This window comes from Streptosporangium sp. NPDC006013 (assembly GCF_040614275.1).
GTDB lineage: Bacteria > Actinomycetota > Actinomycetes > Streptosporangiales > Streptosporangiaceae > Streptosporangium.
Genome location: NZ_JBEXUE010000154.1, coordinates 1 through 19,826, shown reverse-complemented (window position 1 = coordinate 19,826; position 19,826 = coordinate 1). Strand labels below are relative to the sequence as shown.

The following is a 19,826-nucleotide window of genomic DNA, read 5'->3' as shown; positions in this document are numbered from 1 at the left end:
GCGACCACGCGCCCCCCCCCGGGCCCCTCCCGGCGGGGCCCGCGCCCAGGACCCGGGTCAGGTCGGTGGCCGCGGAGCGCTTCGGGCAGGCCGTGACCGAGGAGCTCACCGCGCTGGCCATGCCGCACGCCAGGGTGGTGGTCACCATCGTCGCCGCCCCCGAGTTCGGCCCGCACGGTGTCGACGAGGTCGAGCTGCGGCTGTCGCCGCACCCCGCCTCGCCGCCCCTGCCGCTGAACAAGGGCGCCTCGGGCGGCGAGCTGAGCCGGGTGATGCTCGCCATCGAGGTGGTGTTCGCCGGGGCCGACCCGGTCCCGACGTTCGTCTTCGACGAGGTCGACGCGGGCGTGGGCGGCAAGGCCGCGGTGGAGATCGGCCGCAGGCTGGCGCGGCTGGCCAGGACCTCCCAGGTGATCGTCGTCACCCACCTTCCGCAGGTCGCGGCCTTCGCCGACCAGCATCTCGTCGTGGAGAAGGCCGATGACGGGAGCGTGGTGCGGAGCGGCGTGATCGCCCTCGACAAGGACGGCAGGGCGCGGGAACTGTCCCGCATGCTCGCCGGGCTCGAGAACTCCGAGCTGGGCCGCGCGCACGCGGAGGAGCTCCTGTCGATCGCGGCCGCGGACAAGGCGTGACCGGACGCCTCCGGAAGGAGAGACGAGGGAGTAAGTAGCGGTTTGAAAGAGTAATCCGTATGTTCCGGGGGAGCAGGTGGCGGGGGTCACGGGTGACGTATCTGACACGCTGCCGACTGTTTGGCTCTCCTGGTCGTTCACTCTGGCAGGATGGTCGTGATGAAGGTGCCGATTGACGGGCTTCAAGACAGGCTCACCGGGTACCTCCGCCGCAGGAAGGTCACGGACCTTCCCGGGGTGACGGCAGTGGCGAGAATCGATCGGCGGACCAAGAGGCTGACCAAGCGCCTCAGGGCCGGGGAAATCGCGATTATCGATCACGTTGACGTTGACCGGGTTAGCGCGGAGGCGCTTGTCGCGTGCGGTGCGGCAGGCGTCGTCAACGTCGCCGCGGGCATCAGCGGCCGTTACCCCAACCTGGGCCCGCAGATCATCGTTGACGCCGGAGTGCCGTTCGTGGACAACGCCACCTCCGAGCTGTTCGAGCGGATCAAGGACGGAGACCTGGTCCGGCTGCACGAGGGCGTCGTCTACCTCGATGAGGAGACGGTCGGCAAGGGCGACGTGCAGACCCCCGAGTCCGTCGAGGCCGCGATGACCGAGGCGCGGGCCGGGCTGACCGTGCAGATCGAGGCGTTCGCGGCCAACACCATGGAGTACGTCCGCCGCGAGCGTGACCTGCTCATCGACGGGATCGGCGTTCCCGACATCCGGACCGTCATGGAGGGCAGGCACGTCCTCATCGTGGTGCGCGGCTACCACTACAAGGAGGACATCGCCGCCCTCCGCCCCTACATCCGTGAATACCGCCCGGTCATGATCGGGGTGGACGGCGGGGCCGACGCGCTGCTGGAGGCCGGTTACCTGCCGGACATCATCGTCGGCGACTTCGACTCGGTCTCCACCAAGGCGCTCACCACCGGTGCCGAGCTGGTCGTGCACGCCTACCGCGACGGCAGGGCTCCGGGGCTGGAACGGGTCCAGCAGCTCGGTCGCAGCGCGGTGATCTTCCCGGCGATCGGCACCAGCGAGGACATCGCCATGCTGCTCGCCGACGACAAGGGCGCCGACCTCATCGTCGCCGTCGGCACCCACGCGACGCTGGTGGAGTTCCTCGACAAGGGGCGTTCCGGCATGGCCAGCACCTTCCTCACCCGCCTGCGGGTGGGCAGCAAGCTCGTCGACGCAAAGGGCGTCAGCCGGCTCTACCGCAGCCGGATCTCCACCCCGTCCCTGCTCCTGCTCGTCGCCACCACGCTGATCACCATGGGAGTGGCGATCGTCGTCTCTCCGGTGGGCAAGATCTGGCTGGACAGCGTCCGCGACGTCTGGAGCAGCTTCATCTTCTGGCTGGTCGGACTCTTCTCGTGATCGATTTCCGCTATCACCTCGTCTCCATCGTCGCGATCTTCCTCGCGCTGTCGGTGGGCATCGTGCTGGGCACCACCCTCCTCGAAGACCCCGTCATCAAGGCGAGCGAGGGCCTGGCCAACCAGCTCCGCGAGGGCAACAACGAGCTCCGCACCCAGGTGGAGGCACTGCAGAGGCGGGAGGCGGGCAACGACGCCTTCGTGGCCGCCGACACCCCCCGGCTGGTCCAGGACGCGCTCGTGGGCAAGCGTGTCGTGGTCGTCGAGGCACCGGGCGCCACGGTGAGCGTGCGTGAGTCGGCGCAGCAGGTGATCGAGGAGGCCGGGGCGATCGTGACCGGCCGGATCACCCTCACCGAGAGGTACATCGATCCCACCCAGACGGGTTTCGTCGACAAGCTGGCCGTCGGGGCCAAGGCCGCCGAGACCGTCTTCCCCGTCGAGGGCACGGCATACGACAAGGCGGCCCAGGTGCTCGCCGACGCGATCGTGACCAGCGACCCCGTCCAGGCGGGCAAGGAGCACCCGGCCGGCGTGGGCATCCTCGACGCCTTCCAGCGCGCCGGTCTGCTCACCATCACCGACGACCCCGCCAAGCGCGCGGAACTGGCCCTGATGATCGCCCCCGCGGAGGCGTACACCGGAGAGACCGCCGCCGGGCGGGCGAGCGCGCTCGTGGCACTGGCGCTGGGCCTCGACGAGGTGGGCCAGGGCACGGTACTGGCCGGTACGCAGACCTCCGCCGCGGCCGGTGGGATCATCGCCGCGCTCCGTGAGGAGACCTCCTTCACGGAGAAGGTCTCCAGTGTCGACACCGCGGATATGCCCGCGGGGCGGGTCGTGGTGGTCTACGCTCTCCGAGAGCAACTGGCCGGGCTCGCCGGCCAGTACGGCATAGGCTCCGGCGTCTCTGGTATCAAGCCCAGCGCGACGCCCACCCCCACGGCCGTCACGGCCACCTCCGGAGGATGACCCGATGGCTCGTCGTGCTTTTCTCGGTGCCCTCACCGGTGCGCTCCTCGGCGCGGTCGCCGCGCGTGCCGCGTACGCGGCCTTCACCCGCAGGCCTCCGGTCGGCGATGTGGAGACCTGGGCGCGCACGAACCACAGGGGCGAACCGATCACCCTGCTCGAGGGCCCGGCGTTCGTCGCCGGCGCCGGTGCCGCGGCGGCCGTGATCCCCGGCCTGACCGGCAGGACCCGGGTGGCGGCGCTGCTGGCCGCGGTGGGGGCCGGCGGCCTCGGTGCCTACGACGACCTGTACGGCGCGACCTCCTCCAAGGGATTCAAGGGGCATCTGAGCGCCCTGGCCAAGGGGGAGGTCACCAGCGGGGCCGTGAAGATCCTCGGTATCGGCGCGACCGGCCTGGCCGCCGCGGCCGCCACCTCCCGCGCGCCCCTCGACGTCGCCGTCAACGGCGCGTTGATCGCCGGGAGCGCCAACCTGGCCAACCTCTTCGACCTGCGTCCCGGGCGTGCCGTCAAGGTGGGCCTGCTCGCCGGCGCCCCCCTGCTCGCCGCGGCTCTGCTCAGGGACGACCCGGTCCCGGCCACCCTGGCCGCGCTTCCTATGGGCGCCGCCGCCGCGCTGCTGCCCGAGGACCTCGGCGAGCGGGCCATGCTCGGCGACGCGGGGGCCAACGCGCTGGGCGCGCTTGTCGGCCTGGCCGCCGCCGTCACCCTGGGCCGTCCGGGACGCCTGGCCGTGCTCGGTACAGTGGTCGCGCTGACCGCCGCCTCGGAGAAGGTCAGTTTCACCAAGGTGATCGCGGGCAACCCCGTCCTGCACCGCTTCGACATGCTGGGCCGTCGTCCCGTGGAGCAGGCACCCGCCACCCGATGAGCAGCAGGATCGCCCAGGGGATCGCGGGAGCGGCACTTCTCATCGGGATCGTGACCGTCCTGGCCCGGCTCGTCGGGTTCGGCCGCTATCTCGTCCAGTCGCAGACCGTCGGCAACCTCTGCCTGAGCACCGCCTACAACACCGCCAACTACGTGCCCAACATCGTCTTCGAGCTGGTGGCGGGCGGTGCGCTGGCCGGGATGGTGGTGCCGGTGCTGGCCTCGGCGGCCTCCAGGGCCGACGACGACCCCGAGGCCAGGGCGGAGGCCGGCCAGATCACCTCGGCGCTGCTCACCTGGGTGATGCTCGTCATGGTGCCGCTGGCACTGCTCATCGTGGCGTTCGCCGGGCCGATCGTCACGCTGCTGGTGGGCGGTCCGGGCGGCTGCGACCTGGCGGAGGTCGTCGAGGTCGGCACCGGCATGCTCGTCGTCTTCGCCCCCCGGATGATCTTCTTCGGACTGGCCGTCGTCCTGTACGGCGTGCTCCAGGCACACCGGCGGTTCATGGGCCCGGCCCTGGCGCCGCTGGTCTCCAGCCTCCTCATCGTCGGCTCCATGCTGCTGTTCGAGGCGCTCAACGGGACGGCCGCCGGAGACCTGGCGGACCTGACCGCCGCGGGGCAGCTCTCGCTCTCCCTCGGCGCGACCGTCGCCGCCGCCGCGATGGTGCTCACCGTGGTCGTCCCGGTGGCCAGGCTCAAGCTCCGGCTGCGGCCCTCGCTGTCGTTTCCGCCCGGGGTCGCGGCCCGGGCGCGCCGGCTCGCCACGGCCGGTATCGCCGTGCTGATCGCGCAGCAGGTCGCGCTGCTCGTCGTCATCCTTCTGGCCAACGACCTGGGCGGCAAGGGCGCGATCGGTGTCTACACCTACGCCTGGGCGCTGTACCAGCTGCCGTACGCGGTGCTCGTGATGCCGATCGCCACCAGCTCCTTCCCGGTGCTGTCCACCCGCGCCGAAGAGGGGGACCTGCCCGGGTTCAACGCTTTGACCTCCTCCACCACGCGGATCGTGCTGCTGGTGACGGGGCTCGCGGCCGGAGTGATGGCGGCGGTCGCGCTGCCGGTGTCGCGGGTCTTCCTGGAGGAAACCCCGGGCGGGGAGCCCGCCGAGATGGCCAGGGCCGTCGCGCTGTTCGCGCCCGGCCTGGCCGGGTACGCGCTCATGCTGCACCTGGCCCGCATCCTGTACGCCTGCGGTCTGGGGCGGTCGGCGGCGGTCGCCTCGGTGGCCGGGTGGGCCGTCGCGCTGGCGGCCCAGGTCGTGCTCGCCCACGCCGCAGCGGGTCCGGCGGACGTGGTCGGGCAACTGGCACTGGGTAGCACGATCGGCATGACCGTCGGCGGGCTGCTGCTGGTCCTCGCGGTGCTCCGGGCCAGGGGGGCGGCCGCGCTGGAGGGAACGCCGCGCACCTTCCTGGCCGCCCTGGTCGGCGGTGTCGCGGCCTGGGGGGCGGGGCTGACCCTGGTCGACGCCTTCGGAGCGGTGTCCAGGTGGGAGTCCGTGGCGGTCGGACTGGCCGCCGCGACGGCCGGGGTGGCCGCGTTCGCGGCCGTGGCGATGATGGTCGACAGGCGAGACGCCCGGGCGCTGCTGGCACGACTGCGCGGGGGACCGGTGAAGGAGGGGAGCGGTTTTGACGGTTGATCAGGGGACGCGCGTGGCGTTCGTGCTGGGAACGAGCGAGGGAGGGGTCGGCAGGCACGTCGCCATGCTGGCCGGAGGGCTGGTGCGCGGCGGCCACCGGGTGGTCGTGGCGGGCCCCCCGAGCACGGAGCGGGCCTTCGGGTTCGCCGCACTCGGCGCGCGCTTCGTGCCGGTGCCGATCTCCGACCGGCCCCGCCCACTCGACGATCTACGGGCGGTCATGGCGCTGAGGACGCTGCGCGGGGCGCATGCCGTGCACGCCCACGGGCTGAGAGCCGGGGCGCTGGCGGCGATCGCGCTGGCCGGAACCGGAACCGGCCTGGTGGTGACCCTGCACAACGCCGCGACCGCGGGCGGCGTGGTCGGTGCGGTCTACGGCCTCCTGGAGCGGATCGTGGCCCGCCGCGCCGACCGGATCCTGGTCGTCTCCCCCGATCTGGGGGAGCGGATGGCCCACCTGGGGGCCAGGGGTGTCGAGGCCGCCGTGGTCCCGGCACCCGCGTTGCCTCCTTCCGGGCGCGCGGCCGGGGACATCCGGCGGGAGCTCGGTACGGGAGAGCGGGTGATCTTCCTGACGGTCGCCAGGCTCGCCCAGCAGAAGGGCCTGGAGACCCTGCTCGATGTGGCGAAGGCCCTGCCGGAGGTTCGCCGGGACGTGGAGCACGCGTCGGGGCCGGTGTTCCTGGTGGCGGGGGAGGGGCCGCTGCGAGCGGAGTTGCAGGAGCGGATCGACCGGGAGAACCTGCCGGTACGGCTGCTCGGTGCCCGTACCGACGTGGGGGACCTGCTCGGGGTGGCCAGGGCACTGCTGGTGCCGAGCCGCTGGGAGGGGCAGCCGCTCACCGTGCAGGAGGCCCTGCGGGCGGGTACGGCGGTCATCGCCACCGCGGTGGGGGGCATTCCGGCGATGGTGGGTGAGGCGGGGCTGCTGGTGCCGTACGGGGACGTCGCGGCGATGCGCGACGCGGTCGCGGGGGTGCTCGCCGACGACGGTCTCGCGGAGGAGCTGGCCGCTGCCGCCGCCAGGCGAGGCCGTGGGATGCCGGGTGAACCGGAGGCGCTGGAGGCGGTGCTCGCGGTCTACGCCGGGCTTTCCCCAAGGGCCTGAAAGGACCCGTTCGCGGTCCGCGCCAGATTTCCGAAGGGGGTTTGGGGCCTGGCGGCGGGCGAGGCCGGAAGCCCGATGGAACAGGCGGAGAGGTCGTGATGTTGGATTAGGCGCCACCATGCCGGAGACCTATACTGGCGTGTTTAGGGGGGGAGTATCCCTTCGCGGCAGTCTCGTCATCACGGTGTTGTCTCGCTCCACGAGGCCCCCGGGGCTGTCGGTCCGCGCTTCGACATATCTCAGTCGATGCCTCATGCGGGCGGGAGAGACCTCCGGCAGTCTGTCGTGCGCGCCGCCGGAGGTTTATCAGTTGTGATTGTTCCTGTCTGGGCATGGTTGGCCGTTATTGGCGGTTTGCTCATCGTCCTCGCCTTCGATCTGTGGATCGTCGACCGGGGCGAGCCGCGGGAGTTCTCCCTCAAGCAGGCCGGGTTCTGGGTCGGCTTCTACGTCACCCTCGCGGTGATTTTCGGTATCGTATTGTGGATCTTCGCGGGCCCCACCTCCGCGGGACAGTTCTTCGCCGGCTACATCACCGAGTACAGCCTGAGCGTCGACAACCTTTTCGTCTTCTACATCATCATGACCCGCTTCGCGGTGCCGAAGATCTACCAGCACAAGGTGCTGCTGATCGGCATCCTGATGGCGCTGGTCATGCGCAGCGTCTTCATCGCCCTCGGCGCCGCCGCCCTGTCCAACTTCGGCTGGCTGTTCTACGTCTTCGGCCTGTTCCTGATCTACACCGCGGTCCAGCTCGTCCGCCAGTTCGGCCAGGAGGAGGACCTGCCGGAGAACGCCGTCCTGCGCTGGGCCCGGCGGGTGCTGCCGCACACCGACGACTACGTGGGTTCGAAGGTCGTCGTCAAGGTCAACGGCAGGCGCATGGTCACCCCGCTGCTGATCGTCATGATCGCCATCGGCACCACCGACCTGCTGTTCGCGCTCGACTCGATTCCGGCGATTTTCGGCCTGACCACCGACGCCTTCATCGTCTTCACCGCGAACGCGTTCGCGCTGATGGGTCTGCGCCAGCTCTACTTCCTGCTGGGAGGTCTGCTCCAGCGGCTGGTCTACCTCAGCTTCGGTCTCGCGTTCATCCTCGGTTTCATCGGGGTTAAGCTGATCCTTGAGGCGCTGCACTCCAGTGGCGTCTCTTGGGCTCCCGAAGTGCCGATCTGGGTGTCACTGTCGGTTATCGTCGTCACGATGGTCGTCACCACCGCGATCAGCCTGGCGAAGGTCCGGCGTGATGCTCGTGCAGGCAAGGAAAACACCACCCCGGCGAGTGTCGAGCAGGGCTAGCGAATCGGCGGGTGAGGCGCTTTGCTTGTCTCATTGCGCCTTATAAGGGCTAAGAGATGGGTAACATCCTGCCCCAGAGCGGGTAGACATACCGGTCTAATGCCGCAAGACATCACAAAAGGTTCCCTGTGTCCCACGATTCAGTAAGCCACCGGCCAGGTCCGCTGGGCCTGGCACGTGGCGTCTCCCCGTGGTTGCTCCCGACCGTGGCCGCCGCCACCGTGACCGCCCTGCTCAGCCGCCGCGACCGGCGCTGGGCGCTGGCGGCGGTTCCGCTGACCGCGCTCACCGGTGGGATGCTCTGGTTCTTCCGCGATCCGGATCGGACTCCGGGCACCGGGCGGATCCTGTCGCCCGCGGACGGTGTGGTGCAGAGCATCGATCCATGGCCGGACGGCCGGACCAGGGTGGCGATCTTCATGAGCCCACTCGACGTGCATGTCAACCGGGCGCCACTGGCCGGCACGGTCACCTCGGTGGAGCACGTCTCCGGGGGGTACCTGCCCGCGTTCAACAAGGACAGTGACACCAACGAGCGGGTCGTCTGGCACCTGGACACCGCGCTCGGCGACATCGAGTTCGTCCAGATCGCCGGCGCGGTCGCTCGCCGCATCGTGCCCTACGTGGCCGAGGGGGCGAAGGTCGCCAGAGCCGAGCGGATCGGCCTGATCAGGCTTGGCTCGCGGGTCGACGTCTACCTCCCCGAGGGGATCGCCCCGGCTGTCTCGGTGGGCCAGCGGACCGTCGCGGGGGTGACCGGTCTTGACCACGGCTGACGCGAGCTGGCCGATGGACGAGACGGACGACGAGCCGCGAGGGCCCGTGGGCAAGGCGTTCCGCCTGTCGGCCGCCGACTCCCTCTCGCTTGGCAACGCCCTCTGTGGCTTCCTGGCGGTCTGCGTGCTCTCCTGGTCGGCCATCAACGCGCTGCAGGAGGGCAAGCCCTTCGCGGCCGACCCCCGGTTCTTCGGCACCGCCGTGGTGCTCCTGCTGATCGGTGCCACCTGTGACCTGTTCGACGGGCTGGTGGCCAGGAAGTTCCGCGCCTCGGCCATGGGCGCCGAGCTGGACAACCTCGCCGACGTGATCAGCTTCGGCTTCGCCCCCGCCTTCATGGTGGTCATCTGGGCGGGGTTCAATCAACAGATCCCGTTCCTGCTGGTGATGACCGCGGCGGCGTCCGTGCTGCTGGCCGGGGTCATCCGGCTGGCGCGTTTCGCCTGTGTGAAGACCAAGAGCGGCGACTTCATGGGCCTGCCCATCCCGATGGGCGCCATGACCGTGGTCTCGGTCGTACTGCTGTTCCCCCCGTCGACCTGGACGATCCTGCCCATCTTCGGTGTGGCGTATCTCATGGTGAGCCGGATCGAGTACCCCAAGCCCAAGGGCAACGTGGCCGCCGGGGTGCTCGCCTGGATGATGATCAATGTTGCCTGCCTGACCATCTGGGTCGCGGGCCTGGCCGGTGGCGACACGCTGATCAAGGTCGGGGCCGTCATGCAGATGACGATCGTGGCGGCCATCCCGCTGCGTGTCCTGATGTTCAAGCGGGAGAAGCGCAAGGAGCAGCGCAGGGCGTCCGCCGAAGTCGGCTGACCGCCGGAACCGCCCGCCGGGACCGGCGGTCCCCGCGGGCGGAGGATCCCCGGCGGCGCGGGCGGTGAGACCTCCGCGCCGCGAGCGTCACCAGCCCCGCTCGCGCCACTCGGGCAGGCTGGGGCGCTCGGCGCCGAGCGTGGTGTCCTTGCCGTGGCCCGGATAGACCCAGGTGTCGTCCGGCAGCCGGTCGAAGATCCGCTCTGACACGTCGGCGAAGAGCTGGGCGAACCGCTCGGGATCCTTGTTGGTGTTGCCGACGCCGCCGGGGAAGAGCGAGTCGCCGGTGAACAGGTGGCCGGGGTGGTACAGGGCGATCGAACCCGGGGTGTGCCCGCGCAGGTGGATCACCTCCAGGCCGACCTCGCCGACGGTGATCTCCTCGCCGTGCCCCACCTTCAGGTCCACCGGCACCGGCAGCCCCGGCGCGTCGAGCGGGTGGGCGATCACCGAGGCGCCGGTCGCCCGGGCGACCTCCTCCAGGGCCTGCCAGTGGTCGCCGTGCTGGTGGGTGGTGATGATCTTGCTGATCGGCCGGTCACCGATGAGCTCCAGCAGCCGGTCGGGCTCGGCGGCCGCGTCGATGAGCGCGCCGTCACCGGTCCGGGTGCAGCGGAGCAGGTAGGCGTTGTTGTCGAACGGGCCGACGGCCAGCTTGGCGATCGTCAGGCCGGGCAGCTCACGCAGGTCTGCGGGGCCGCCGACCTGCACATCACCGGTGTACGTCACGGGTTCTCCTTGGATGGTGTCACGGCAGGGCGGGACGCGGGTGGTGCCCGCCCCCACCCTCATCATTGCCGCCCGGCGGGTGGTGCGGGGCATAAGGGGGGTGTTCCCACTGTTGAAACCGGGGACGACCTGCCACATCCAAGAGAAGACCGTAGTCTGGAGAGGGCGGGGAACCCCTGAGCTCCGGACGCCGGCCCGGAAAATTGTCGGTCCCTCTCGCTAGTCTTCCCGCGACCGCTTCCAACCCTCTAAATCGACGTCGGGACTACCGTGGCTGACCGCCTCATCGTGCGTGGTGCACGTGAACACAACCTCAAGGACGTCTCGCTGGACCTCCCGCGAGATTCTCTGATCGTCTTCACCGGGCTGTCCGGCTCGGGAAAGTCCAGTCTGGCCTTCGACACGATCTTCGCCGAAGGCCAGCGCCGCTATGTCGAGTCACTGTCGGCCTACGCGCGGCAGTTCCTCGGGCAGATGGACAAGCCCGACGTCGACTTCATCGAGGGTCTCTCACCCGCGGTGTCGATCGACCAGAAGTCGACGAGCCGTAACCCGCGCTCCACGGTCGGCACGATCACCGAGGTCTACGACTACCTGCGCCTGCTCTGGGCGCGCATCGGCAAGCCGCACTGCCCCCAGTGCGGGCGGGCGATCGCCAGGCAGAGTCCCGAGCAGATCGTCGACCGGGTGATGGAGCTCCCCGAGGGCACCCGCTTCCAGGTGCTCGCCCCGGTGGTCCGCGGCCGCAAGGGCGAGTACGCCGAGCTTTTCAGCCAGTTGCAGGCCAAGGGCTTCGCCCGTGCCCGCGTCGACGGCACGGTGGTCCGGCTGGATGAGCCGCCGACGCTGAAGAAGCAGGAGAAGCACGACATCGAGGTGATCGTCGACCGCCTGGCGGTGAAGGAGGGCGCGAGCAGCCGCCTGACCGGCTCGGTGGAGACCGCCCTGCAGCTGTCGGGCGGGACGATCACCCTGGAGTTCGTCGACCTGCCCGAGGACGACCCGAACCGTGAGCGCTTCTACTCGGAGCACCTCTACTGCCCCTACGACGACCTGTCGTTCGAGGAGCTGGAGCCCCGCTCGTTCTCGTTCAACTCGCCCTTCGGCGCCTGTCCCGAGTGCACGGGCCTGGGCGTCCGCATGGAGGTCGACCCCGACCTGATCGTGCCCGACCCGGAGAAGCCGCTGGGCGAGGGCGCGATCTCCCCGTGGGCCGGGGGGCACACCAGCGACTACTTCGTCCGCCTCGTCGAGGCGCTCGGCCTGAACATGGGGTTCAGCCTCGACACCCCGTGGGAGCGGCTGCCGAAGAAGGCGCAGAAGGCCCTGCTCTACGGTCACGACGAGCAGGTCCACGTCCGCTACAGCAACCGCTACGGCCGAGAGCGCTCCTACTACACCACCTTCGAGGGGGCCATCCCCTGGGTGCAGCGTCGCCACGGTGAGTCCGACAGCGACGGCATGCGCGAGAAGTACGAAGGCTACATGCGGGAGATCCCGTGCCCGGCCTGCGAGGGGGCCAGGCTCAAGCCGGTCTCGCTGGCCGTCACGGTCGACGGCCGCTCGATCGCCGAGGTCTCGGCGATGTCGATCGGCGACTGCGCGACGTTCCTGGCGGGGCTGACGCTGTCGGACCGTGACATGCACATCGCCGAGCGGGTGGTCAAGGAGATCAACGCCCGGATGGGTTTCCTGCTCGACGTGGGCCTCGACTACCTGACCATGGACCGGGCCTCAGGCACCCTCGCGGGTGGTGAGGCACAGCGCATCCGGCTCGCCACCCAGATCGGCTCCGGCCTGGTCGGTGTGCTGTACGTGCTGGACGAGCCCTCCATCGGCCTGCACCAGCGCGACAACCAGCGGCTGCTGGAGACCCTGATCAGGCTGCGCGACATGGGCAACACGCTCATCGTGGTCGAGCACGACGAGGACACCATCGCCGCCGCCGACTGGGTGGTCGACATCGGCCCGGGGGCGGGCGAGCACGGCGGCCAGGTCGTCGTCTCCGGCACCGTGGCCGACCTGCTGGCCTCGGAGGAGTCGATGACCGGCGCCTACCTGTCCGGCCGCAAGACCATCGCCATCCCTCCCGTACGCCGCAAGCGTGACAGGAAGCGGCAGCTCACCGTGAAGGGCGCCCGCGAGCACAACCTCAAGGGCGTCGACGTGGAGTTCCCCCTCGGGCTGCTGACCGCGGTCACCGGGGTCTCGGGGTCCGGCAAATCCACCCTGGTCAACGACATCCTCTACAACGCGCTGGCCAAGGAGCTGAACGGCGCGCGCACCGTCCCCGGCCGGCACGCGCGGGTCAACGGGATGGACCTGGTCGACAAGGTCGTGCATGTGGACCAGTCGCCGATCGGCCGCACGCCCCGTTCCAACCCGGCGACCTACACCGGCGTCTTCGACAAGGTCCGTGACCTGTTCGCGCAGACCACGGAGGCCAAGGTCCGCGGCTACCAGAAGGGGCGCTTCAGCTTCAACGTCAAGGGCGGCCGGTGCGAGGCGTGCTCGGGAGACGGCACCCTCAAGATCGAGATGAACTTCCTGCCGGACGTCTACGTGCCCTGTGAGGTCTGCCACGGGGCGCGCTACAACCGGGAGACCCTGGAGGTCCATTACAAAGGCAAGACGATCTCCGAGGTGCTCGACATGCCGATCGAGGAGGCCCTGGGCTTCTTCGACTCCATCCCGTCCATCAAGCGCTACCTGCAGACGCTTTACGACGTCGGCCTGGGGTACGTCAGGCTCGGCCAGCCTGCCACGACCCTGTCCGGCGGTGAGGCCCAGCGCGTCAAGCTCGCCTCCGAACTGCAGCGCCGCTCCACCGGCCGGACGATCTACGTGCTCGACGAGCCCACCACCGGCCTGCACTTCGAGGACATCCGCAGGCTGCTGGGTGTGCTGGGCAAGCTCGTCGACGGCGGAAACACGGTCATCGTCATCGAGCACAACCTCGACGTGATCAAGACCGCCGACTGGCTGATCGACATGGGCCCCGAGGGCGGCTCCAGGGGAGGCAGCGTGCTCGCCGTCGGCACGCCCGAGGACGTCGCCCTGGTCGACGAGAGCCACACCGGCCGCTTCCTGCGCAAGATCCTCGGCACCTGAAGGCCGGATTCAGGGCCGGGCTCCCCCGTCAATACCCTTGACGCGGGAGCCCGGTTCTGACGGGGATGACGTTGCGAGAAGGGCCGCAATGAGCATGCAGGAAACCTCCGCCATGCCTGCGCGCAGGCAGGTGATCGCCGCCGCGGGGGCCGTGGCGTGCGGGGCGGCGCTGGCCGGGTGCGGCAGCGGGGAGCCCGCCGCCGCCATCGTGCCGCCGGGGATCAAGGGGAAGGTCATCGCGAGGACCGCCGACATCCCGGTGGGCGGCGGCAAGGTGATCACCAAGTGGAAGATCGTGATCACCCAGCCGACCTCTGGGGTGTTCAGGGCGTTCACGGCGAGCTGCCCGCACCGGGGGTGCGCGGTCGGGAGGGTCGGGGACGGCGTCATCCGCTGCCCCTGCCACGGCAGCGAGTTCGCCGCCGACTCCGGCAAATGCCTCAAGGGCCCGGCGGAGGCGCCGCTGGTCCAGTACGGGCTGAAGGTCGAGGGTGACGGGATCATCGTGGTCTGACGGTTCGCGCCGCCTTCTCCTCCAGGGGGCGGATTTGTCGAGCTCGTCGGGTTCGGTTCGCCGGGGCCGAAGTCCGCGATGAGGGTTTCCAGGGGGATTCTCCGGATGATCCAGAAAGAGGGCCAAGGAGGTAATTCTTCACAGTCTCCTGACACGGCGTACGGCATGCTGAACCGTCATCGGGGTGCCAGCCGTACCTGAAGATGATGATCCTGGAGGAGATACATGACTGAGACGACACGTCGTACGGTGATATTGGGCGCCGGAGGGGCCGGGGTGGCCGCGGTGCTGACCGCGTGCGGGAGCTCGGAAGAGCCCGCGGCGAGCGGCGGTGACGCCTCGTCGACCGCGTCCTCGCAGGCGCCGGAGGCCGGCGCGGGCGACTCCGGGGCGAACGCCCTGGCCAAGACCGCGGACATCCCCGAGGGGGGTGGCAAGGTCTTCAAGGACCAGAAGATCGTGATCACCCAGCCGGCCGCGGGCCAGTTCAAGGCGTTCAGCTCCGTCTGCACCCACCAGGGGTGCGACGTGGACAAGGTCGCGGACGGCACCATCGACTGCGCGTGTCACGGCAGCAAGTTCAAGATCGCTGATGGTTCCGTGGCGGACGGCCCGGCCTCGAAGCCGCTGGAGGAGAAGGCGATCAAGGTGGACGGCGACTCCATCAGCCTCGCCTGAATCCGGTCATGACTCCACCGCCGGAAGGTTCGCCCCGGCGGAGAGGCCGCGCGTCACAGGTTCTTCGGGCGGGGTAGGACGTGCCGTGTGCGTGGGGGAGGGATCGGGGCTGCCCGGCCCGCGCACACGGCGGGCCCGACCGGCGGGCCGGGCGCGGGAATCCCCGGCTTTCGAGCTTCGCGACCTCTGTGTCCCGCGTCGGATGACGACATCGGACACCGGCCGGCGGTGATGGGCCGCCAGGGTCTTTTGAGCCTGGAGGACGTCAGGTGGTGATCCGTCTGCGACGGCGTGAGTCCGCCGGCGGAACCGTGCCGGGAAAAGCGTAAGGAAACCTGTCGGTCCGGGCCGATAGGCTTTCTGTGTGGCGAGATCTGTGGGTGGTCCGGCGAGTTTCCGGCCGAAGCCGGGGTCGATCCCCGAGTCCCCCGGCGTCTACCGGTTCAAGGACGCCGGAGGCCGGGTCGTCTACGTCGGCAAGGCCAAGAGCCTGCGCCAGCGGCTCAACTCCTACTTCGCCGACTTCGCGAGCCTGCATCCGCGCACCCAGACCATGCTCACGACCGCCGTGGACGTCGACTGGACCGTCGTCGGCACCGAGGTCGAGGCGCTTCAGCTCGAATACTCCTGGATCAAGGAGTACGACCCGCGGTTCAACGTCAAATACCGCGACGACAAGTCCTATCCCTACCTCGCGGTGACCATGGGGGAGGAGTTTCCCCGGGTCCAGGTGCTGCGCGGGGCCAAGCGCAAGGGCATCCGCTACTTCGGCCCCTACTCCCACGCCTGGGCGATCAGGGAGACCGTCGACCTGCTGCTCCGGGTGTTCCCGATCAGGAGCTGCTCGACGGGGGTGTTCCGGCGGGCCGCACAGGTCGGGCGCCCCTGCCTGCTGGGTTACATCGACAAGTGCTCCGCCCCCTGCGTCGGCCGGGTCACCGCCGAGGAGCACCGGAAGCTGGCCGACGACTTCTGCGAGTTCATGGCCGGCAACACCGGCCGGTTCGTCAAGCGGCTGGAGCGCGAGATGCGCGAGGCCGCCGCCGAGCAGGAGTACGAGCGGGCGGCCAGGCTGCGCGACGACATCGGAGCCCTGCAGCGGGCGATGGAGAAGCAGGCGGTGGTCCTCAGCGACAACACCGACTGCGACGTGATCGCCCTTGCGGAGGATCCGCTGGAGGCCGCCGTCCAGGTCTTCTACGTCCGTGACGGGCGCATCAGGGGCCAGCGCGGCTGGGTGGTGGACAAGGTCGAGGAGGCCACGCCCGGCGAGCTGGTCGAGCAGTTCCTCCTGCAGATGTACGGTGACGCGGCCGCCGAGGCGCTGCCCAGGGAGGTGCTGGTCCCCGTCCTGCCGCCCGATACGGAGGCGGTTTCCGAGCTGCTCGGCGAGCACCGCGGGGCCAGGGTGGAGATCAGGGTTCCGCAGCGGGGCGACAAGAGGTCGCTGATGGAGACCGTCGAGCGCAACGCCGTGGAGTCCCTGAAACAGCACAAGCTCAGGCGGGCCAGCGACCTGACCGCGCGGAGCAGGGCGCTGCAGGAGGTCGCCGACGCCCTCGGCCTGGACCAGGTGCCGCTCCGCATCGAGTGCTACGACGTCTCCCACATGCAGGGCACCGACGTGGTGGCCTCCATGGTGGTGTTCGAGGACGGCCTGGCCCGCAAGAGCGAGTACCGCAGGTTCTCGGTGCGCTCCACCGAGGGCGACGTCGCCTCCATCTACGAGGTGATCTCCCGACGCTTCAAGCGCTACCTGGAGGAGCGCTCGGCCACCGGGGATCTCGACGCCGACGCCATGGCAGAGCCCAGCGAGGGGCCGGGCGAGGGGTTGCGGACGCCGGGCATCGACCCGGAGACCGGCAAGCCGCGCAAGTTCGCCTACCCGCCCAACCTGGTCGTCGTCGACGGCGGTCCCGCGCAGGCCGCGGCGGCCCGCAGGGCGCTCGACGAACTGGGCGTCGACGACGTGGCGGTGTGCGGCCTGGCCAAACGGCTGGAGGAGGTCTGGCTGCCCGGTGAGGACCTGCCGGTGATCCTCGCCCGCTCCAGCGAGGCCCTTTACCTTCTTCAGCGGGTGCGCGACGAGGCTCACCGCTTCGCCATCACCTACCATCGATCCAAGCGGTCGAAGAGCGTCAAGGAAAGCGCTCTGGACGAGGTTCCCGGACTCGGCCCGGCCCGCAGGCAGGCGTTGATCAAGCATTTCGGATCGGTGAAACGGCTGCGGGAGGCGACCGCGGCGCAGATCTGCGAGGTTCCCGGGATCGGCCCCTCGACGGCCGAGACGATCGTGTCGGTCTTGAAGGGGCAGAACCCATGAGCGAAAGAGAGTCCGCGTTCGTCCTCGTCACCGGAATGTCGGGGGCGGGGCGGAGCACCGCCGCCAAGGCTCTGGAGGATCTGGGGTGGTTCGTCATCGACAACCTGCCGCCGGGGCTGCTGTTCGCCATGGCCGAGGAGGCGGGGCGGGTCAAGCTGGCCGCCGACAAGGTGGCCGCGGTGGTCGACGTGCGCAGCCTGGCCTTCACCAGCGACCTCAACAGTGCCATCGAGGAGCTGGAGGGGCGCGGCGTCGGCGTGCGGGTGGTGTTCCTTGAGGCCAGTGACGAGGAGCTGGTCCGCAGGTTCGAGAACGTCCGCCGCCCGCACCCGCTGCAGAGCGACGGCCGGCTGGTCGACGGGATCGCCCGCGAGCGCGGCATCCTGCGTGAGGTCCGGGCCAACGCCGACCTGGTGATCGACACCTCCAACCTCAACGTCCACGAGCTCAGGGGGAAGATCGTCGCCTTCTTCGGTGGCGAGGACCGTCCGGGCCTGCGGGTCAACGTCGTCTCCTTCGGCTACAAGTACGGCCTGCCGGTCGACGCGGACATGGTCGTCGACTGCCGGTTCCTGCCCAATCCCCACTGGGTTCCCGAACTTCGCCCCATGAACGGTCTGGACGCGCCCGTACGGGAGTACGTTCTCAACCAGGCGGGTGCGAAGGAACTTCTGGACGCCTACGACGAGGTGTTCGCCATCATCGCCTCCGGCTACACCCGCGAGGGCAAGAGCTACGCCACGCTCGCCGTCGGCTGCACCGGGGGCAAGCACCGCAGCGTCGCCATGGCCGAGCAGATCGGCGGCCGGCTGCGGGATCGGGGTGGCATGGAGGTGCAGGTAAGCCATCGGGATGTGGGCCGGGAGTGAATGAAGGTCTCAAGGTCGTCGCGCTGGGTGGAGGACACGGGCTGTACGCCTCGCTGTCGGCACTGCGGAGGGTCACCTCCCGGCTGACGGCGGTGGTCACCGTGGCCGACGACGGAGGCTCCAGCGGCCGTCTCCGCCGCGAGTTCGGCGTGCTGCCCCCGGGAGACCTGAGGATGGCGCTGGCCGCCCTGTGCGGTGACGACGAGTGGGGCCACACCTGGAGCGAGGTCGTCCAGCATCGCTTCCGCAGCGATGGTGACCTGAACGGCCACGCGATCGGCAACCTGCTGATCGTGGCGCTCTGGGAGCGCCTGGGCGACACGGTCGCCGGACTCGACTGGCTCGGGCGGCTGCTCGGCGCGCACGGGCGGGTGCTGCCGATGTCCTCGGTGCCACTCGACATCGCCGCCGAGGTGGAGCTGGACGGCCTGGTGAGCACGGTGCGCGGCCAGGTGGCCTGCGCGCTCACCCCGGGCCGGGTCCGGGCCATCTCGCTGGTCCCCGAGAACCCGCCGGCGTGCCCCGAGGCCGTCGAGGCGGTCCTCGACGCCGACTGGGTGGTGTTCGGCCCCGGCTCGTGGTTCACCAGCGTGCTGCCCCACCTGAAGGTGCCCGAGCTGGCCGAGGCGTTGCACACCACCCGCGCGCGGCGCCTGGTCGCGCTGAACCTCGCTCCCCAGGCGGGGGAGACCGACGGTTTCTCCCCCCAGAAACACCTGGAGGTGCTGCGCCAGCACGCGCCCGCCCTGGAGGTGGACGTGGTCGTCGCGGACACCGGCGTGGCCGACGACGGTGAGGAGCTGGAGAAGGCCGCGGCCGGTCTCGGCGGGAGGCTGGTCCTGGCCTCCGTGGCGGACGAGGACGGCTCGCCGCGACACGATGCACAACGTCTTGCCTCCGTCCTGGACGAGATTTTCCGTGCGAAGCGTTGATCCTGGTCAGCGGTGCCCAGGAGTGCGAGAAACTGCTGTGAGCCCGATTCATCTCGAGCCGCATGGGGTCTGTATGGGGGAGGACGAACGCGCATGGCGATGACAGGTGTGGTCAAGGACGAGCTGAGCAGGCTGACGGTCCTGAAGCCTTGCTGTCGTAAGGCCGAGGTGTCGACGCTGCTGCGGTTCGCGAGCGGGTTGCACCTGGTGAGCGGCCGGATCGTGATCGAGGCCGAGCTGGACACCAACGTCACCGCCCGGCGGCTCATCAAAGACATCGGTGAAGTTTTCGGGCACAAGGCGGAGGTGCTCGTGCTGGCCCCGGCAGGGTTGCGCAAGGGATCGCGCTACCTCGTGCGGGTCTACCGCGACGGGGAGGCGCTGGCCCGCCAGACCGGCCTGATCGACAACCATGGGCGCCCGGTCCGTGGCCTGCCCCGCCAGGTCGTCGCCGGGGCGGCCTGCGATGCCGAGGCGGCCTGGCGGGGGGCCTTCCTGGCGCACGGCTCGCTCACCGAGCCCGGGCGATCGATGTCGCTGGAGGTCACCTGCCCGGGGCCCGAGGCGGCGCTCGCGCTGGTCGGGTCGGCGCGGCGGCTGAAGATCCATGCCAAGGCCCGCGAGGTGCGCGGCGTCGACCGGGTGGTGGTCCGGGACGGCGACGCCATCGGCGCGCTGCTGACCAGGCTGGGCGCCCACGACAGCGTGCTGGCCTGGGAGGAGCGGCGGATGCGCCGCGAGGTCCGGGCGACGGCCAACCGGCTGGCCAACTTCGACGACGCCAACCTGCGCCGCTCGGCCCGCGCCGCGGTCGCCGCCGGAGCCAGGGTCCAGCGGGCACTGGAGATCCTCGGGGAGGAGGCCCCGGAGCACCTGGTGATCGCCGGCCGCCTGCGGGTGGAGCACAAGCAGGCGTCCCTGGAGGAGCTCGGCCAGCTTGCCGACCCGCCCCTGACCAAGGACGCCATCGCCGGTCGCATCCGCCGCCTGCTGGCCATGGCCGACAAGCGCGCTCAGGACATCGGCATCCCCAACACCGAGGCCAATCTCACCGTCGACATGCTGGCCCCCTGACGCGCTCCCCGATCAGAAAGGGCGGCGCGCATCAGCATCAGCCGGAACATCGAGTACGGCGCGGCCAGGCCGATCTCGTGGGTCGGATCCCCGTCC

16 protein-coding genes and 1 pseudogene are annotated in these 19,826 nt (G+C 70.0%); 16 read left to right on the top strand and 1 reads right to left on the bottom strand.

The window, feature by feature from the left end; translation table 11 throughout:
* The 9 genes and pseudogenes from ABZ260_RS23290 to pssA all read left to right on the top strand — a co-directional run.
* Positions 1 to 635: pseudogene (locus ABZ260_RS23290) on the top strand (DNA repair protein RecN); the annotation flags it as partial.
* Between the two features lie 159 nt (positions 636 to 794).
* Positions 795 to 2,006 (top strand): putative cytokinetic ring protein SteA, encoded by a 1,212-nt coding sequence (gene steA, locus ABZ260_RS23285; protein ID WP_355621208.1) that lies wholly within the window; start codon positions 795 to 797, stop codon positions 2,004 to 2,006.
* Positions 2,003 to 2,977 (top strand): copper transporter, encoded by a 975-nt coding sequence (locus ABZ260_RS23280; RefSeq protein WP_355621205.1) that lies wholly within the window; start codon positions 2,003 to 2,005, stop codon positions 2,975 to 2,977. Before steA ends, ABZ260_RS23280 begins: the two co-directional genes overlap by 4 nt.
* 4 nt (positions 2,978 to 2,981) lie before the next feature.
* Positions 2,982 to 3,848: a hypothetical protein gene (locus ABZ260_RS23275; protein ID WP_355621203.1), complete on the top strand. Its 867-nt coding sequence runs from the start codon at positions 2,982 to 2,984 to the stop codon at positions 3,846 to 3,848.
* Complete coding sequence (locus tag ABZ260_RS23270; protein ID WP_355621201.1) at positions 3,845 to 5,494, top strand: lipid II flippase MurJ; 1,650 nt, start codon at positions 3,845 to 3,847, stop codon at positions 5,492 to 5,494. Before ABZ260_RS23275 ends, ABZ260_RS23270 begins: the two co-directional genes overlap by 4 nt.
* Positions 5,484 to 6,602 (top strand): glycosyltransferase family 4 protein, encoded by a 1,119-nt coding sequence (locus tag ABZ260_RS23265; RefSeq protein WP_355621198.1) that lies wholly within the window; start codon positions 5,484 to 5,486, stop codon positions 6,600 to 6,602. The genes ABZ260_RS23270 and ABZ260_RS23265 overlap by 11 nt, the downstream gene beginning before the upstream one ends.
* A 312-nt stretch (positions 6,603 to 6,914) precedes the next feature.
* Entirely contained in the window at positions 6,915 to 7,904 is a 990-nt protein-coding gene (locus ABZ260_RS23260) for a TerC family protein (RefSeq protein WP_355621195.1), read from the top strand.
* Between the two features lie 128 nt (positions 7,905 to 8,032).
* Complete coding sequence (locus tag ABZ260_RS23255) at positions 8,033 to 8,680, top strand: phosphatidylserine decarboxylase (RefSeq protein WP_350918746.1); 648 nt, start codon at positions 8,033 to 8,035, stop codon at positions 8,678 to 8,680.
* A complete protein-coding gene (gene pssA / locus ABZ260_RS23250) occupies positions 8,667 to 9,500 on the top strand; it encodes a CDP-diacylglycerol--serine O-phosphatidyltransferase (protein WP_350918749.1) in 834 nt (277 codons plus the stop codon). Before ABZ260_RS23255 ends, pssA begins: the two co-directional genes overlap by 14 nt.
* A gap of 87 nt (positions 9,501 to 9,587) precedes the next feature.
* Here pssA and ABZ260_RS23245 read toward each other — a convergent pair whose 3' ends face one another.
* Positions 9,588 to 10,229 (bottom strand): MBL fold metallo-hydrolase, encoded by a 642-nt coding sequence (locus ABZ260_RS23245; protein ID WP_355621192.1) that lies wholly within the window; start codon positions 10,227 to 10,229, stop codon positions 9,588 to 9,590.
* Positions 10,230 to 10,499: 270 nt separating this feature from the next.
* Here ABZ260_RS23245 and uvrA point away from each other — a divergent pair, with 270 nt between their 5' ends.
* From uvrA to whiA, 7 genes are all read left to right on the top strand, one after another.
* On the top strand, positions 10,500 to 13,340 hold the full coding sequence (uvrA, locus tag ABZ260_RS23240) for an excinuclease ABC subunit UvrA (protein WP_350918755.1): 2,841 nt from the start codon (positions 10,500 to 10,502) through the stop codon (positions 13,338 to 13,340).
* Positions 13,341 to 13,428: 88 nt separating this feature from the next.
* The gene (locus ABZ260_RS23235; protein ID WP_355621189.1) at positions 13,429 to 13,854 is read left to right on the top strand and encodes a Rieske (2Fe-2S) protein; all 426 of its coding nucleotides are present in this window, start codon (positions 13,429 to 13,431) and stop codon (positions 13,852 to 13,854) included.
* A gap of 225 nt (positions 13,855 to 14,079) precedes the next feature.
* Positions 14,080 to 14,532, top strand: coding sequence for a Rieske (2Fe-2S) protein (locus ABZ260_RS23230; protein ID WP_355621186.1), 453 nt, complete (start codon positions 14,080 to 14,082; stop codon positions 14,530 to 14,532).
* Positions 14,533 to 14,908: 376 nt separating this feature from the next.
* Positions 14,909 to 16,855 (top strand): excinuclease ABC subunit UvrC, encoded by a 1,947-nt coding sequence (uvrC, locus tag ABZ260_RS23225; protein ID WP_355621211.1) that lies wholly within the window; start codon positions 14,909 to 14,911, stop codon positions 16,853 to 16,855.
* The gene (gene rapZ / locus ABZ260_RS23220) at positions 16,852 to 17,724 is read left to right on the top strand and encodes an RNase adapter RapZ (protein WP_350918764.1); all 873 of its coding nucleotides are present in this window, start codon (positions 16,852 to 16,854) and stop codon (positions 17,722 to 17,724) included. The genes uvrC and rapZ overlap by 4 nt, the downstream gene beginning before the upstream one ends.
* The gene (yvcK, locus tag ABZ260_RS23215) at positions 17,721 to 18,656 is read left to right on the top strand and encodes a uridine diphosphate-N-acetylglucosamine-binding protein YvcK (protein ID WP_355621183.1); all 936 of its coding nucleotides are present in this window, start codon (positions 17,721 to 17,723) and stop codon (positions 18,654 to 18,656) included. The genes rapZ and yvcK overlap by 4 nt, the downstream gene beginning before the upstream one ends.
* Positions 18,657 to 18,749: 93 nt before the next feature.
* On the top strand, positions 18,750 to 19,730 hold the full coding sequence (gene whiA, locus ABZ260_RS23210) for a DNA-binding protein WhiA (protein ID WP_030905033.1): 981 nt from the start codon (positions 18,750 to 18,752) through the stop codon (positions 19,728 to 19,730).
* Positions 19,731 to 19,826 lie beyond the last annotated feature (96 nt).

What these genes read in the sequence shown, in the direction of transcription:
- steA (WP_355621208.1), top strand. Translation starts at nt 795, where the DNA reads ATGAAGGTGCCGATTGACGGGCTTCAAGACAGGCTCACCGGGTACCTC.
- ABZ260_RS23275 (WP_355621203.1), top strand. Translation starts at nt 2,982, where the DNA reads ATGGCTCGTCGTGCTTTTCTCGGTGCCCTCACCGGTGCGCTCCTCGGC.
- ABZ260_RS23270 (WP_355621201.1), top strand. Translation starts at nt 3,845, where the DNA reads ATGAGCAGCAGGATCGCCCAGGGGATCGCGGGAGCGGCACTTCTCATC.
- ABZ260_RS23235 (WP_355621189.1), top strand. Translation starts at nt 13,429, where the DNA reads ATGAGCATGCAGGAAACCTCCGCCATGCCTGCGCGCAGGCAGGTGATC.
- ABZ260_RS23230 (WP_355621186.1), top strand. Translation starts at nt 14,080, where the DNA reads ATGACTGAGACGACACGTCGTACGGTGATATTGGGCGCCGGAGGGGCC.
- rapZ (WP_350918764.1), top strand. Translation starts at nt 16,852, where the DNA reads ATGAGCGAAAGAGAGTCCGCGTTCGTCCTCGTCACCGGAATGTCGGGG.
- whiA (WP_030905033.1), top strand. Translation starts at nt 18,750, where the DNA reads ATGGCGATGACAGGTGTGGTCAAGGACGAGCTGAGCAGGCTGACGGTC.